Below are 13045 nucleotides of genomic sequence, written 5' to 3' on the forward strand. Positions count from 1 at the left end.
AAAGAGGTCAACTAAAAGTGTCTTTGGCGCGTCTGACTTGACTGAAGGATTCGATGGAATTTATCGCGACTTCTTCTTTAAGTTGTTGTGCCGCTTGGGTTTTCAAAGAAGGGTTGTGAGAACGTAAAAAAGGATTAGTTTTTTTCTCTAAACCTAAATTTGAAGGCAAAGTCGGCTTATTTTGTTCTCTTAGAAGAGTGCACGCAAGATGACTTTCCATTAAATCTGTATTATCAGGCTCCAAAGATAATGCAAAACGGTAATTGGCTAATGTGTATTCGTGAGTGCAATACACGAGCGTGTTGTCAGAAAGAGTGGAAAGCTTTTCCATGGCTGCGAGCATCTGCTTTGGTGTACCTTCCATAATTCGCCCACAGCCACCTTTAAACAGTGTGTCACCGCTAAATAGAATGGGTATTGCTTGATCAGAAAAGTAGCAAAGGTGATCTAAAGTGTGTCCTGGTGTTTCTAAAACAGAAAAGACTCTTGTAAAAACAACGATTTCATCACCTTCTTTGACAGGATGTGTCACCAGATGTTTTAGATGCTTTGGACCGTATACAAGGCAGTTTGTTTGTTCCTTCAGCTTAGCAACACCACCAGTGTGATCATTATGATGGTGAGTAATTAGAATGCCCACGAGTTTTTTTTCATGCTGAGCGCAGTACTCAATGACAACCTTAGCGGAACCTGGGTCTACTGCCCAAATGTCTGAACTATCTTTATCTTCGATTATCCAGATATAATTGTCTTGAAAGGCAGGAAGCGGAAGTAAGTTCATGTGTTGTCTACTTTATATAAGAATGATTAGATGATATATGACGAGCCGATGACCAAAATAAATACATCGCCATGCCGTTTTTATAGAGAATTGATTTTATGTCGGATAATCAATCAAGACAATTTTTTCAGACTTGGTATCAGAGTAACCTCGGTAATAGTGTGCTTCAGCTTGAGTTGAAAGAAATAGAAGCCACGCTAGATTCCACAGTTGGCTATTACTTAGTAACACAATCGCCGCTGAGAAAAATAGCGTTTCATAATCATCGCCTCCGAGAAAACATTCTGATCGCGCCTGTGTTAGAGCTTGGTGCTTCGAGTTGTACCATAGTTGCAAAATCAAATGAGTTGCCCTTTGAAACAGATGGTATTGATGTGCATATTTTTCATCACACATTGGATACATCCGCTACACCACATGATGATTTACGGGAAGCGGCTAGAACTTTATTACCAAGTGGGAAGTTAATTGTCGTCGGTTTTAACCCTTGGAGTTTATGGGGATTTTGTCGGTTGTTTTCTAAGCGAGCAAAAGCGCCTTGGTGCGCTCGTTTTATTGCTCATCAACGCCTAGAAGATTGGCTGAAAGTAGCGGGCTTAACCTTAGAAACAAAGCGTTTTATTTACTACGAACCACCTATTCAAAATGGCAATTGGCGATTGCGTTTTAAATGGCTAGAAAAAATGCTGCGACCGCTCAAGTTACCTTTTAGTGGCGTGTATATAATGACAGCCACCAAACAGGTAAAACGTTATACGCCGATAAAACCACATTGGACAAAAGCGCGTGTTCGCGTACCACCATTAACTAAGCCCACAGCAAAAGAGATGAAAGAGTGAAAGATGTAATTATATATACAGACGGTGCCTGTAAGGGCAATCCAGGAATTGGTGGCTGGGGCGCTTGGCTAACATTTGGTGAACATGAAAAACGATTGTGTGGTGGTGAACACGACACAACCAATAATCGAATGGAGCTTATGGGCGCCATAGAAGGGCTTGGTGCATTAAAAGAAGAATGTAATGTGACGCTTTATACAGACTCTTCTTATGTGCAAAAAGGGATTACTGAATGGATGGCAGGCTGGAAGCGAAAAGGTTGGGTAACGGCTTCTAAGCAGCCGGTAAAAAACAAGGACTTATGGCAAGCATTAGATGCAGCCTGTCAAAAGCACCAAGTCACTTGGAAATGGGTGAAAGGTCATGCAGGTATAGAAGGCAATGAAATTGCCGACGACTTAGCCAATCAAGGTATTGAAGAGTTGAGGGCATCAGCATGAGACAAGTCGTATTAGATACAGAAACAACCGGTATTGACCCTAAACAAGGGCATCGAATCATCGAAATTGGTTGTGTGGAAATGATCGGGCGTAAGCTGACGAATCGTCATTTTCATGTCTACATAAACCCTGATCGAGAAGTCGAAGAAGAAGCTTTCCAAGTACACGGCATCAGTAATGAATTCTTGGCAGATAAACCTCGCTTTCATGAAGTCGCCCAAGAGTTTTTTGACTTCATTAAAGGCGCTGAATTAATTATCCATAACGCGCCCTTTGATATTGGCTTTATGGATCATGAATTCGCCCGCATTGGTGGCTACCCAAAAACCGCGGAAGTCTGCAGCGTCTTCGATAGCTTGGTGTATGCGCGTAAAAAGCATCCAGGTCAGAAGAATAACCTTGATGTGTTATGTCGCCGTTATGGAATAGATAACTCGCATCGTGAGTTACACGGAGCCTTGTTAGACTCCGAGATTTTGGCCGATGTGTATTTGCTCATGACGGGTGGTCAAACCAGTTTAGGTTTGAGCAACGGCTCTGACGGCGAATCTAAAGAAGACGGCTCTGAAGATGTGATTCGTAGGTTATCAGCAGATCGTCCTCGTCTAAAAGTTATTAGACCAAATGAACAAGAGTTAAAAATGCATGAAGAGCGTTTGGATTTGATTGATAAAAAATCAGGTCAATCTCTGTGGCGAAAGCCTGAACAGCCTCTTAATTAAAAGGCTTCTTTTGTCGGTCTTAGAGAACTCAAGGACACTTTGACATCATAAATTGGTTCATTGTCTTGTTTGGTTAATGAACCATCCTCTGTGAGAAGCATGAAAAAATCGGATAAGAAAATAGAGAAAGCTCTTCGTGAAGCGTTAACTCAAGTGTGTGAAAGTGCTTTGGGAGAGGTGTCTGGCTTTGTTTGGTTGACACATTTGGTGAATTTCAATCACTTCCCAGATTCGCTTAAGATCATTTGTGTGTTTGAAAAAGACGAAGACTTAATCTCGGCCCGAGAAAGTAAGCAAGATGAGTATTTTGGTCGTTTAATCGTGGACGAATTAAACCGAGCTGGCTTATCGATTAAAAACCTAGGTCAATCTATTCTGTTTGATACAGAAGAAGCGTGTGAGCGCTCGCACAATGGTAAGTGGAATGAGCGCTTACATCGTTTGACTGTCCATTAAAAGCCTTTTGGTAAAAAGCCTTCTATCATCTCAATGTTTCTAAACGACTCAGCAAGTCTGAGTTTTTGCTGCTCAAGTTTGATATTAGGGGCGCGTGATTCGTCCACTGAACAGTTATGCTCTGTGATGAGCTGCTTGCCTTTTTCGTCCAGTTTGTTGGATTGAATAAAGCGCGTGTTAATGGAAAACTCACCAATTTGTCGTAGGTCGTGTTCTCGGCTAAAGCGATTAAATCCGTTAAATTTAAAATGTTTCTCCACATAGCGATCACTTAATTGAATCAGAGTGTCCATTAAAGCGTACAGCAGCTCATTAGCGGACGAGGAATTCAAAACTAAAGTGGTTTCTATGCCGTGAAGCTCAGAGAATTCGATGTTCTTATCTTGCTCTTTGTCACCAATATTAAACATCACATCAATCAAGACTTTGCCATTTCTGCGATGAACAAGGTCAACACATTGGATTTTAGTTTGATCAAATCTAAGTGTGTCTAACAGTTGCTGTACAGACTCAATTGTGAAGCTTTGTTTGGTTTCAGATAATTGAAATAAGCTCCGGCATTCCGCCATCAAAGGCAGATCATGATGGCTATTAAAAGGCGTGCTCACTTTTTGTCCATCTATAGATGACAGAGTGATCAATTCTCGTATTTCATGTTCTCGAGCTTTTTTTAATGCAAGAAAAACGGTTTGGATAATCTCGGACGTAGGTAAATTTGGCTCAACGCGCCATTTTCGACCGTAGACAATTTTTTTGGATCGGACTGGATTGTTGCGTTGGTAGTTTTCTCGGCCAATAATCCCCACTTGAATAAAGAGCCCTTGGTCATCTTCAGCACAAAAAATAGGGTAGTGATTGGAGAATTGGATGTGCTTCAAAATGGATTCAACACTTTCTAAATCATGGTTGTAACCATAAAAATGCTGAGGAACACAGCTTTCGCCATTGGGTAAATTAACGGTTGGCGCAGAGATTAAACAGTATTCACCAAGGGCAATATAACTGCCTGTATCCTGTTGGGTTTTATGTGTGTTCATTTGAATCTCTAAGTTAAAAATTACGTGGTCTAAAAATTGATTTATAACATCACTTTATGAAAGTTTTTAACCAATTTAGTTAACTTACGAAATAATTGACATATTGGATGATACTAAAAAGCAAAAAATAAAATAATTTCTACAAAATACTCTTATTTTATTGTTTTCAGGCCGGTTCACCCAATGAGAGAGGTTAGTCAGAATCGGTTTGATTGAGGATCTTTTGCATCCTTTCTTTTAGTTGGGGGGTCTTCTCTTCTAAGTATTTACGAAGGCGTTGAATAAATATCTTATTTTCATGGAAAGGCACACCAGTTTAGTGAGCGTCTGCCACATCTATCATTGACGTTTTGTCATGTTGGCTGAAGACCTCACCATTTTCTCTGACGTATTTCACCACTTTTGGGATTCAATTCTAGCTCTACTAAGAAACGCATAAAAACCACTCCGAGCTAGGCAACATGCTGAATGGATTCTATATCGACTTCGGGCACAGTAGGCAAATTATAGCGTGTCGATAGAATGCGCGAAGGTTTGTACGCTTTCCCAATCTGTGAATTCTTTAACCGTCGTTGGATCTGTCGGTCCTTTTGTCATCCACATGATGAAACGGATCATATTACGGTCAATGAAGCCGTACTTAGGATAATTTAACTTACCCGCAAAAACGCCTTGTAGGCTTGGTTTCCACTCTAATTGAGCTAAGAGCTTGATGATGTAAGGGTTCGTGTCTGGTTGACACTTTTCAGGTTTACGAGCAACAAGGTTCACCGTATAAAAGGCGCTTGGTTTACTCTCTAATAAGGTCTTGTGTTGAGTGATGAAATCAACCACCTGTTTTTGGTGTTTGCCGTAACGTATGCTGGCGCCGATCACAATTTTATCCTGTGTGTTTAGCGTCTCTTGGTTGGCTTCTTCAATGGGCAGCAGGCTAACAGAATGATCTAACTGCTCGATTGTTTCCTGTAACTTTTGGCTGATTTTCTTGGTATGACCGTCTGTAGTAGAGAAAAGAATTAAAATATTAGACATAGTGATTCAGAAAGCCGCCTCTGTGGATTGGAAAGAGCAAGATGCTATTAGTGGAACTTGTTATAAACACTCAAGGACGGTGTGTCAAAATTCAAATCTATTTTTGAAGGCGGATGACATTTTTATCTAACTTTTAAGAAAGCCTAGTTCTAATTTATTCTGCCGAACTGTGTTTTCCCGCTCGAATATCTGATTGGGCACTGCGGTAAAATTTTTCCTGTGTTTTGGATTTTTGTTCTATATCGTTGTCATTGTCTTCATTTTTAAGTAATAAAAACTCTGCAAGACCGTCTTGATTGTTTCGGTAAGCTAAAAAGTACTGAGCTAAGCCAAAGACATCGCCTTCTTTGTCTCTAAGTTTAGAGGCATAAATAGGGAATTGAGCTAAACGAAAGTACAAATCGTCACGGAAAATTTCGGAGTGGATTGCTTCACTTGGGATTCGGTTAGTTGCTGCAATAATACGGACATTGGCTATTTTTACGTGCTGAGAGCCAACGGTTTTGTACTCACTGCTTTCAAGCACGCGTAGTAGCTTAACTTGGTGTTCATAAGGCATTTCGGTGACTTCATCTAGGAACAGAGTGCCGCCTTCTGCTTGTTCGAAAACCCCTTGGTGATCTTTATGGCCGATAGTTCGATACAAAGAGTGCATGCTGGCCGAGGAGCCCACTAAAAGCCTAAATTGATCAAGGTAACTGGTTTGTACATTGGTGCTTTCTTTTGTGAGATTTAGCTCACAAAAGATCTCTTGAAGTGAAGAATCAATCAAAGAGAAATGATAGGGCGCACGATAGTGAAAACCAGCGTCCTTCTTAATTAGATGGTCGAGCGTTGGATTAGGGCTCTCGGTACTGAAAAAGATGAATTCGGTTTGGCACAGAATAGGTCTATTAATAAGCTCTTTTAATACACTATCGTGACATGAACCTGCTTCAATAAGAGCCACATTGCACTTCTTTTTAGCCAGTTTTCTGTTTGTTGGCTAACACTCAATTCATATTGGCAAAGACTTTGCAACGACAATAAGTCCGAAGCTAATGATGGATCTTTAATATGCATAAGTAGCTTTGGAGAAGGCATTATCATTTTCCCTAATTAGATCAAAACTTATATTAGGGCTATAAAATCATAGGGTTGTAGAGTGTCATAGGTTTACCAAGGAGGCTTTCAGTAAACCAGGGCTTAATCATCCTTATTTGTACAAAGTTCACTGTTTTTTGAAAGGAGGTGGATCATGACGACTTATAAAGGGGCACAAACGGAATTAGCTCAATTACCTGATACTCATCTTTTATGGGATATGCTTTCCATGTGTCTAGATGGATATTCAGCGAATGCTAAGTCCCATGAACGAGTGAGCAACACTTTAGATCGACATGTATTTAAAACGGTTTCTGTTTTATATCAACAGTTGGCTGAAAGGTTATTGAAAGGAGTTGATGAGTTACCAGAAGACACGGGCACTATGAATCCAGAACCGGGTTACATTGCGATTGCGTATATATCAGCACTTAATGCGTCAGATAGGTTTCTTTCTACTCGTGTTATGCATGTAAATTGCCAAGTGATAAAACGCGTAGGAAGGTTGGTTAGAAAGTTGAATAATCGAGTGTTTGCGAATGGCATTATTGATTATTTGTCGCGTATTCAAGTGGTATTAGATAATACCGAAAGCAGGCGAAAAGCAGCTAAACTCATTAAATAAATAGAGCTTAGCTACGTTTCTGAAACACTATTTTTTGTCTTCTATTCGATAGTCTAACTTGCCAATAATCTTGCCTAAGTTATCTTGTGTTGGCACATTAAAGCTAGTGCTGTTTTTCTCTCTATTCGGGTTAACTGTGGCAATCACTTGTTGATTAACAATAAGCTGATAAGTCTCAGAGAAAGTGATGACTAAATCTTCTGACTTTGGATTCTCAAAGAAGATATGGTCTTTTAATCGAATGACTCTGGTTTCTCCTCTTACCCATTGGCCAACAAGTGGCTGAGCTTTGAATTCATGTCCTGCATGGTTAATCGTCGCTTCAGACAAAAATACGCGAATTAAGTCACCATTGATTGCCATTGTCTGACGATCCGCCACACGGGCATTTAGTTGCGCAATCTCTGTATTGGTTTTGCTTGTGTAACTGCGAAGCTCTTGGATTGTGGTGTCAATATTTTGTTGGCTGGTGCTTGTATTGATTAACAACTTTGGAAGGGCGTCTGCTTTACCTACTCGGCTTTTAAGTTCCTCATAGTTTGCTTCCGCCAGTTCTTTCTGACCGTTATATTTTGTTAGTAATTCGTCATATGAAGTGCTATTGATTGTTTCTACAACTTCGTCTGTTTGGCCTTGAAGGTTTGGAATCAGTAGATCGCTTGATTCTGCATTGGCTCCTGATTGAGTGTTGCCTTTTTCTGGAGAAGTGTTTGACGATAAATTGTCTAATATTGGCATCGAGCAGGCACTAAGTAACAGCGTCGCAAGTAAAAGGCCAGTACGAAATAGAGACATGGTATTGTCCTGAGGTGAAATACAAAAAAACAAGTATGAAGTATGGCGTGATTGATGTCGAGATGAAGCCTTCTTTACTTACTACTGTATTTGTTTAAAGAATAAGTAAAGATGAGCAAAAACCATAAAATGAAGATGTTTATTCAAAAAAGAAGCAAGGGTTCACAGAAAATGCTTCTTTTTTGATCAGCCTGAACTGGCTACTTTTGTGTTTGATTCCACAAAATGCATTCATCTAAAGTGACGCCTTGCCCACCAAAAATATCCAACGCGCTGCCAATGGTTAAATCCACAAGACCGTTTGATAATTCATGCACACGTTTTAAATCTGCCAACGAACGAGCGCCACCAGCATAGGTAATATCTACAGGGCAAGCACTGCTGCCTAACAGACGCACTAAATCTTCATCGATTCCAGACTGTAAGCCTTCTACATCAGCAGCGTGGATTAAAAACTCATCACAGTGATCAGCTAATTCAATTAAGTTTTCTTTATTGATTTTCGTAGAAGTAATGGTTTGCCAGCGATCAGTTGCAATGCTCCAGCCGTCTTCCGTACGTCGACAACTCAAATCCAATACAAGGCGATCTGTTCCTGTTTCACGCTTAATTTTGTCTAAGCGATCCCAAGAGAATTCACCATATTTAAACAAATAAGACGTCACAATAACGTGAGAAGCGCCAGCTTCTAAGTAGCTTGCCGCATTGTTGTCTTTTACGCCGCCACCAAACTGCAAACCATTTGGGTAAGCGCGCAGGGCACTGATGGCTTCGTCATGGTTGCCTTTGCCAAGCGCAATAACATGACCGCCAGTTAAGCCATGTTCACGATACAAATTTGCATAATACTCGGCATTGTATTCACTGATGAAGTTCTCGGTAGCGCCTTTATCATTCAAGCTTCCACCTACAATTTGTTTAACCTTGCCTTCATGTAAATCGACACAAGGACGAAACTGAGTCACAAAACGCTCCTATTAAAAACGTTGGATATATAATGTTGAATGTATAATCGAATAATTGAGCAGTATAGCCGATAAATCGGTCGGAAACGATGCGCCAAAGCAAACGAATCATTTGCCTGTTATAATCGCGGCTCTTTTATTTATACAACGTCAAAGCCTGTTTATGTTGCAAATTACCGTTGCTGTTTCTATTCCTGATCATGAGATTGAATTGATGGCCATCCGCGCGCAAGGCGCTGGTGGTCAGAACGTGAATAAAGTCTCGTCAGCGATTCATTTGCGCTTCAATGTAGCGAACTCTTCTTTGCCTGCTTTCTATAAAGAAAGACTGCTTGAGATAAAAGACTCACGTCTCACCAAAGAGGGCGATATTGTGATTAAAGCCCAACAACACAGAACCCAAGAACTGAATCGAGAAGACGCTTTGGCGCGCTTAAAAGCGTTGATCCAAGACGCCACACGCATGCAAAAAGTACGTCGTGCCACCAAACCAACTCGCTCTTCCCAGAAAAAACGCGTCGATCAAAAGAAACAACAAGGTCAAAAGAAAAGCCTTAGACGCAGTAACTGGGATTAATACTTAGGATTCGCCGCTGGGATTAATAGCATGGAGAAACAAACAGTAACACCTGAAACACTACTTGAGCATTCCCACCTTCACGTAGGCCACGATGAGGGAGGCACGACCGTAATCTGACATTGAAGGTGATGTTCACCTAAGCTCAACCTAGTTGCTTGTGCTACAGCACATGGAATGGGACTACATCTTTGGAAGCTCTCAGATCTATCGATGCAGCAGAAACAAGAGGAAAACTGCGTGTGCAGTTTTTTATAGGTATTAAAATTGACAGGATTACTCTAGAGCGAGAGTATTAAAAGCTTACAAAGGGAAGTGTTAATCTCAGCGGTCTGAAAAAAACGCTTCGTACAAAGCCGCTTAAGCGGCAGAATAAACTGTTAGAGCAACTCGTAGCAATGGAGTGTAAATTGGAAAAAAAAGTAAATTATTTTGTTCGCTGGTTAATTGCTATTGTAGCTTTAGCAATATCAATTATGGCTTTTTTAAGTTTTTTCCTCGCTGAACCTAAATATCAAATAACTACAGGTATAATTACTCTTATAGCAATTGTTGTAGTTCTTATATTGTCAGAGTCTTTCAATAATTTAAGTATTGGCAAAATACTAACTCTAAGTAATGAGGTAAAAAAGAAAGATACCGAAAAAGAAACGGTAAAGACAGAAAACAAAGAATTACGCCAAGAGCTATTTAAAATAGTCTCAAATATCCAGCAATCACAAGTTAATAACACTTATAACGCGCCATCTGAGGAGTGGCTTAAAGCTCTTGGTGTTGTAAAATCTGAAGACTCTCCCGAAGAAGATCAAGATGAGCAAGAAGATCAAGATGAGCAAGAAGATCAAGATGAGATAAAACGTGCCGTTCAACACCTTGCTGAAAGAGAGAAATCTCGTGAAAAATCAAGAGAACGCAGTCAAAATAGAAGAAAAGCGGAGCAAGTTGCTTTAAATAAATATTTCACGCAATCATCAATACCACAAAGCGAACTAATACAAAGAGTCGAATTCTCAGGCTCATTCGACGAAATAGATCCAATAATGAATAGAAGGGTTATATTTGATGGCTATCTTAAGTCTGCAAGCAATGAGAGGTTCATTGAGGTAATTCCAAGTACCAGCGCTAGTCTTATGTATTACGACCGTTTATATGTAATGTTAAACAAAATCCATTTCTATCGTGAAGCCAAAAAGATAAATGCCGATTTATTACTGCTCATTATCGACATTGAAGAAATAGATGAAGAGTCTAAACGCCCAGATAGAAGTGAAAGAGTATTTGATTTCTTTCAACCAGCTATTTCAAATAAACTATTAAAAGTTGAACACCTAAAAGTTTCTCAAAAAGAAATTGAGGAATTTGAAGAGAATGGGCAGCAAAGGTTGCTCTAACAAGTCGCTCAAGAGGGAAAATTTACAGTTGGCTGTTTTCACTCCGTTCAACATTTTAGCCAACTTATAAATTTCCCCTTAGCGGGGCGTTAGGCCTCAGGAAAGATATGGAAGATAGAAATTACTCCTCAGATTCACCTATACACGAGCAAGAACAGGATAAATTTTCTCGCTGGAGCTTTTCCGAGAGAGTAGCCCAAGTAATATCAAAGCGAAGTGATCCAAGTAGTATCGTTATAGGGCTCTACGGTATATGGGGCGATGGTAAAACATCCGTGCTCAACTTTATTGAAAAGGCACTAAATTCTGATAAAAACGTAATATGCATTAAGTTCAACCCTTGGCGTTTTGGTACAGAAGATGAGTTACTCACAGGGTTCTTTTTTGATATAGCCGAAGCTCTAGACGCAGAGTTAATAAAAACCGGGGATAAGTTTAAAGATTTCGTTAAAAAGGCAGCACCTGGTGCAGGCGCAATAATGGGGGCAAAAGGGGCGGGAGATGCTGTTGGTGCTTTCATCTCAGGACCAGATATAAATGAGCTTAAGAAAAGAATAGAAAAAGAGCTGGAATCAGCTCAGAGGCGAGTCCTTATATTGGTCGATGATGTTGATAGGTTGGAAAAAACAGAAATTCATGCACTATTTAGACTGGTTAAGCTAACTGCTGATTTTAAATACACATCATACATCTTGGCATTTGATAAAGATGTTGTCGCTTCATCCTTGCAAGACAGATACTCTAGTGCTGCTGAGAATGCAGGCGAAGCGTTTCTAGAAAAAATTATTCAAGTTCCCTTACATTTGCCAGCCGTTGAAAAGCAGCTCCTTCGAGAATTTTGTTTTCAAGGCGTAGAGGAGGCAATAAATATTGCGGGAATAACACTCTCACAACAACAAGTTCAAGAGTTTATTCGTGACTTTAGCTCTGCTTTCGATGATTGCTTAACAACTCCTAGAAAAGCCAAGCTATATGGGAATACATTAATGTTCTCTTTGCCAATCCTGCAAGGAGAAGTAAATCCTGTAGATTTAATGCTTGTAGAAGGAATAAGGGTTTTTTGCCCTTCGTTGTATGAGGTTCTAAGGGCAAATAAATCGCTATTTACAGGCACTTTCCGAGATAGCCATTACTCGAATAATGATAATGAAAAAGATCATATAAAAAGTCTTGTTAATGATGCCCTTGATGCAGGAAAGAACATCAATAAAGCAGGTTTTATTGAGCTGTTAAAAAACATGTTCCCAAAACTTCAATCTGTCTATGGAAACATGAGTTATGGTTCTGACTGGTATGAGAAATGGAACAATGCTCAGAGAATTTGCTCTGAAAATTACTATTCAAGATATTTTACTTACGCCATTCCGAGAGGTGACATATCCGATCAAGTAATCCAAGGCCTATCTGACGACTGTGAGAAGTGGGATATGGAATTTGATAGCGAAAGCAACCCACTTAATGAAATTCTAAGCCCCGCCTCATCCGAAACATTAATTAAAAAATTGAGACATAAAGCAGGTGGAATTAACGCAGCAGCCTCGATTGCACTGGCCGTCGCAATAACTCAAAAGAGTGATGAGATCTCAAATCCAGAGGTTTTGTATAGTTGGACGACTCCTTTTTCTCAAGCAGCCATGCTGGTTAGCGATCTGATTCAAAATTTGCCGAAGCTGGAACGGACTGACTTGGCAAAAAAATGTATCGATATAGCATCCATGTTGGAGTTTAAGCTGGAAGTATTTAGATGGCTAAAGCGAGAGGATGAAGGCAAACCTGAAAAAGATGCGTTCTCTGAAAAAAGCATCGATGAAATCGGAAAACACTTGGGGAAAGTCATAGCCGATGGGCTTAAAGAAAAGGAAGATTTAACGCTATTAGCACCTACATCTATACCAATAATACTTTATACATTGAATAAATTTGTTGATAAAGGCTTCGTTAATGATTATGTGGCTGAATTAATTTTAAAGGACCCTGAGTCTCTAATTAGAATTATCGATGCATATGTACCAACGGCATGGGGCATGGATTCAGGCGTTTCTCACAAGTCATATTTTGAAAGGGAACAATATAACAGCTTAACTAGTGAGCTAGACCCTTCAACAGTTTTATGCGCAATCGAAAAGTATTTTCCAAAAGCAATGAACGTCTCTGATGATTTCCCCAGATTGTACGATGATGATGCAGAAAAAGGCCTCCTATTCTTGGAGCAATTTGTATGGCTGCATCAATACGTTCTACGCGAATCAGAATCTAAAGACGTAGAGAATGAGAGTGACGAAAAGGCCTAACAAGGCGCTGC

At 39.9% G+C, this 13045-nt stretch carries 14 protein-coding genes; 8 read left to right on the top strand and 6 right to left on the bottom strand.

The genetic code is table 11. The features are described from left to right. Positions 1-7: 7 nt before the first annotated feature. Complete coding sequence (gene gloB / locus ABFY09_RS07940) at positions 8-781, bottom strand: hydroxyacylglutathione hydrolase (protein ID WP_347983773.1); 774 nt, start codon at positions 779-781, stop codon at positions 8-10. Between the two features lie 98 nt (positions 782-879). On the opposite strand from gloB, the gene ABFY09_RS07945 reads away from it, so the two are divergent. The 4 genes from ABFY09_RS07945 to ABFY09_RS07960 all read left to right on the top strand — a co-directional run bounded on the left by ABFY09_RS07945 (position 880) and on the right by ABFY09_RS07960 (position 3238). Next, a complete protein-coding gene (locus tag ABFY09_RS07945; protein WP_347983774.1) occupies positions 880-1620 on the top strand; it encodes an SAM-dependent methyltransferase in 741 nt (246 codons plus the stop codon). Beyond that, the gene (gene rnhA, locus ABFY09_RS07950; protein WP_347983775.1) at positions 1617-2060 is read left to right on the top strand and encodes a ribonuclease HI; all 444 of its coding nucleotides are present in this window, start codon (positions 1617-1619) and stop codon (positions 2058-2060) included. Before ABFY09_RS07945 ends, rnhA begins: the two co-directional genes overlap by 4 nt. Continuing rightward, complete coding sequence (gene dnaQ / locus ABFY09_RS07955; protein WP_347983776.1) at positions 2057-2782, top strand: DNA polymerase III subunit epsilon; 726 nt, start codon at positions 2057-2059, stop codon at positions 2780-2782. The genes rnhA and dnaQ overlap by 4 nt, the downstream gene beginning before the upstream one ends. Before the next feature lie 99 nt (positions 2783-2881). Next, complete coding sequence (locus ABFY09_RS07960; protein WP_347983777.1) at positions 2882-3238, top strand: Fis family transcriptional regulator; 357 nt, start codon at positions 2882-2884, stop codon at positions 3236-3238. Here ABFY09_RS07960 and ABFY09_RS07965 read toward each other — a convergent pair. The 3 genes from ABFY09_RS07965 to ABFY09_RS07975 form a co-directional block, all read right to left on the bottom strand. Next, positions 3235-4275 carry a hypothetical protein gene (locus ABFY09_RS07965; RefSeq protein WP_347983778.1) on the bottom strand — a complete coding sequence of 347 codons (1041 nt, stop codon included), beginning with the start codon at positions 4273-4275 and terminating at the stop codon, positions 3235-3237. The genes ABFY09_RS07960 and ABFY09_RS07965 overlap by 4 nt on opposite strands. 504 nt (positions 4276-4779) lie before the next feature. Further along, positions 4780-5307, bottom strand: a complete 528-nt coding sequence (hemG, locus tag ABFY09_RS07970) for a menaquinone-dependent protoporphyrinogen IX dehydrogenase (RefSeq protein ID WP_347983779.1) — start codon at positions 5305-5307, stop codon at positions 4780-4782. Between the two features lie 154 nt (positions 5308-5461). Next, positions 5462-6256 (bottom strand): sigma 54-interacting transcriptional regulator, encoded by a 795-nt coding sequence (locus ABFY09_RS07975; RefSeq protein WP_347983780.1) that lies wholly within the window; start codon positions 6254-6256, stop codon positions 5462-5464. Positions 6257-6544: 288 nt separating this feature from the next. Between ABFY09_RS07975 and ABFY09_RS07980 the strand changes: the two genes are divergently transcribed. After that, positions 6545-7015, top strand: coding sequence for a hypothetical protein (locus ABFY09_RS07980; RefSeq protein WP_347983781.1), 471 nt, complete (start codon positions 6545-6547; stop codon positions 7013-7015). Positions 7016-7042: 27 nt separating this feature from the next. Here the strand turns inward: ABFY09_RS07980 and ABFY09_RS07985 are convergent, their stop codons facing one another. Beyond that, positions 7043-7810 carry a hypothetical protein gene (locus ABFY09_RS07985; RefSeq protein WP_347983782.1) on the bottom strand — a complete coding sequence of 256 codons (768 nt, stop codon included), beginning with the start codon at positions 7808-7810 and terminating at the stop codon, positions 7043-7045. Between the two features lie 200 nt (positions 7811-8010). Next, positions 8011-8775, bottom strand: a complete 765-nt coding sequence (gene hisA / locus ABFY09_RS07990; RefSeq protein ID WP_347983783.1) for a phosphoribosylformimino-5-aminoimidazole carboxamide ribotide isomerase — start codon at positions 8773-8775, stop codon at positions 8011-8013. 163 nt (positions 8776-8938) lie between these two features. Here hisA and arfB point away from each other — a divergent pair, with 163 nt between their 5' ends. The 3 genes from arfB to ABFY09_RS08005 all read left to right on the top strand — a co-directional run bounded on the left by arfB (position 8939) and on the right by ABFY09_RS08005 (position 13034). Further along, positions 8939-9352, top strand: coding sequence for an alternative ribosome rescue aminoacyl-tRNA hydrolase ArfB (arfB, locus tag ABFY09_RS07995; protein ID WP_347983784.1), 414 nt, complete (start codon positions 8939-8941; stop codon positions 9350-9352). A gap of 410 nt (positions 9353-9762) precedes the next feature. After that, positions 9763-10743 carry a hypothetical protein gene (locus ABFY09_RS08000; protein WP_347983785.1) on the top strand — a complete coding sequence of 327 codons (981 nt, stop codon included), beginning with the start codon at positions 9763-9765 and terminating at the stop codon, positions 10741-10743. Between the two features lie 107 nt (positions 10744-10850). After that, a complete protein-coding gene (locus ABFY09_RS08005; protein ID WP_347983786.1) occupies positions 10851-13034 on the top strand; it encodes a P-loop NTPase fold protein in 2184 nt (727 codons plus the stop codon). The last annotated feature ends 11 nt before the right edge of the window (positions 13035-13045 follow it).

The organism is Marinomonas sp. 5E14-1 (assembly GCF_039939215.1).
Classification (GTDB): Bacteria; Pseudomonadota; Gammaproteobacteria; order Pseudomonadales; family Marinomonadaceae; genus Marinomonas.

What these genes read in the sequence shown, in the direction of transcription:
- gloB (WP_347983773.1), bottom strand. Translation starts at nt 781, where the DNA reads ATGAACTTACTTCCGCTTCCTGCCTTTCAAGACAATTATATCTGGATA.
- arfB (WP_347983784.1), top strand. Translation starts at nt 8,939, where the DNA reads ATGTTGCAAATTACCGTTGCTGTTTCTATTCCTGATCATGAGATTGAA.
- hemG (WP_347983779.1), bottom strand. Translation starts at nt 5,307, where the DNA reads ATGTCTAATATTTTAATTCTTTTCTCTACTACAGACGGTCATACCAAG.
- dnaQ (WP_347983776.1), top strand. Translation starts at nt 2,057, where the DNA reads ATGAGACAAGTCGTATTAGATACAGAAACAACCGGTATTGACCCTAAA.
- ABFY09_RS07980 (WP_347983781.1), top strand. Translation starts at nt 6,545, where the DNA reads ATGACGACTTATAAAGGGGCACAAACGGAATTAGCTCAATTACCTGAT.
- ABFY09_RS08005 (WP_347983786.1), top strand. Translation starts at nt 10,851, where the DNA reads ATGGAAGATAGAAATTACTCCTCAGATTCACCTATACACGAGCAAGAA.
- ABFY09_RS07945 (WP_347983774.1), top strand. Translation starts at nt 880, where the DNA reads ATGTCGGATAATCAATCAAGACAATTTTTTCAGACTTGGTATCAGAGT.
- ABFY09_RS07985 (WP_347983782.1), bottom strand. Translation starts at nt 7,810, where the DNA reads ATGTCTCTATTTCGTACTGGCCTTTTACTTGCGACGCTGTTACTTAGT.
- ABFY09_RS07960 (WP_347983777.1), top strand. Translation starts at nt 2,882, where the DNA reads ATGAAAAAATCGGATAAGAAAATAGAGAAAGCTCTTCGTGAAGCGTTA.
- ABFY09_RS07965 (WP_347983778.1), bottom strand. Translation starts at nt 4,275, where the DNA reads ATGAACACACATAAAACCCAACAGGATACAGGCAGTTATATTGCCCTT.